This window comes from Streptomyces sp. NPDC001153 (genome assembly GCF_053598315.1).
In genome coordinates this window covers 1-1678 of sequence record NZ_JBSFJZ010000132.1, presented here as the reverse complement: position 1 = coordinate 1678, position 1678 = coordinate 1, and the positions used below count along the sequence as shown (strand labels likewise).

Below are 1678 nucleotides of genomic sequence, written 5' to 3'. Positions count from 1 at the left end.
CCTAGTCGCTGGGGCAGGCTAGCCTGGGGGTGATTTACCTGATAGCTCGTCATCGGTCTGTGGATGCAGTATCAGTGGCTCGCCGGGTGGGCAGAGCTCTGGGGCTGGTCGCCACTGCGGCGGCCGTGCTGGCGACGCTGCTGTTGTCGCCTTTCGCGCTAGAGGACATCTCCGGCTCCAAGGGGGTGGACTGGAACAGATTGAGCCAAGTCGGCGCGGCGTATGGCTTCACGTCGGCGATCGTCTCGGCGCTCGCGTTGGCCGGCGTCGCTGCTTCGCTGGTAGTTCAGAACCGCCAGGCCAGGGCGGAGCAGGTCCAGGGAATTCGCAGCTACTACCTTGAGCTAGTCCGCCTGGAACTTGACGACATGGCGCTCTACCAGCCTGTTTGGGGCGCCACGGACATTGCCGATCCCCATGAGCGCAAGCGGCATGTCTATGCCGATCTGATGATGAACTACGCGTGGATGGGCTTCGAAATCGGGACCATTCGCGAGCCTCTCCTGCGGGACATGCTGGCCGGGATGTTCACCGGAGACGCTGGGCGGCACTACTGGAGCAGGGCCCAGATCTCGTGGACCGCCAGCTCGTCCGGAAGCCGTATCGGTCGTCGGTTCCTGGCCATCGTGGGCGAGGAGCACGCTCGCGCTGTCGCTGCCGGACCACCAACGCCGTCGGCCGTCGCACCTCGTCCGCCTGACGTGCCCGTCGCCGGAGCAGCGCCCGCATGGCGGACGTCAGTCGGCGCCCTGATCGGCCTGGGCGCCGGCTTAGCGCTCGGATCCCTCCTGCGCAGCCGACGCTAAAGGCTGTCGGCTACGGGTTGGATGATCAAGGTGTGACTGGTGTGATTACGGCGTCGGAGCCGTCTTGGATAGCCCCGTTCTCGGGGCTGAGCCCGCGCTGCTTCGGGAAGTTGGTGACCGCGCTACGGAGCGAGGGGGCCGACGCGGTTGGCAGGGGACGGCCCTGGAGCCTGTCCCTTGAGGACCGAGTGCTGCTGGTCGCGGCCTACTGGCGCACGAACCTGACAATGCGCCAGCTGGCCCTGCTGTTCGGCATCTCGAAGTCGGCGGCAGACCGGATCATCGACCACCTCGGCCCGCTCATGTCCCTGCAGCCGCGGCGCCGGTTCTCCAAGGACACCGTGCTGATAGTGGACGGCACCCTGGTGCCCACCCGCGACCACGAGGTAGCCGAGCAGTCCAAGAACTATCGGTACTCCACCAATCACCAGGTCGTAATCGACGCCGACAGCCGACTCGTCGTCGTGGTCGGTCGACCGCTGCCCGGCAACCGCAACGACTGCAAGGCGTGGCAACTGTCCGGAGCCAAGGACGCCGTCGGCAGGACCACGGTGATCGCAGACGGCGGCTACCGGGGCACCGGACTGGTGATTCCACATCGCCGCGAGCGCGGTCAGACCGAACTGCCGGCGTGGAAAGAGGAACACAACGCCTCCCACCGCAAGGTCCGCGCCCGTGTCGAGCATGCCTTTGCCCGCATGAAGGGCTGGAAGATCCTCCGCGACTGCCGCCTGAAAGGCGACGGAGTCCACCACGCCATGCGCGGCATTGCCCGCCTACACAACCTCGTCCTCACGGGATAGGAGCAGACCCCACCGGTCGGCCCACCGCGCCCCCAACCCGTGGAAGATCGTTTACGGGACAACCCTTAG

At 66.3% G+C, this 1678-nt stretch carries 2 protein-coding genes; both read left to right on the top strand.

Annotated elements, in window-relative coordinates; all coding sequences use genetic code 11:
* Window positions 1-125: 125 nt before the first annotated feature.
* Entirely contained in the window at window positions 126-806 is a 681-nt protein-coding gene (locus ACWDEN_RS48080) for a DUF6082 family protein (RefSeq protein ID WP_450864467.1), read from the top strand.
* Between the two features lie 32 nt (window positions 807-838).
* The gene (locus ACWDEN_RS48075; RefSeq protein ID WP_388767463.1) at window positions 839-1609 is read left to right on the top strand and encodes a transposase; all 771 of its coding nucleotides are present in this window, start codon (window positions 839-841) and stop codon (window positions 1607-1609) included.
* Window positions 1610-1678 lie beyond the last annotated feature (69 nt).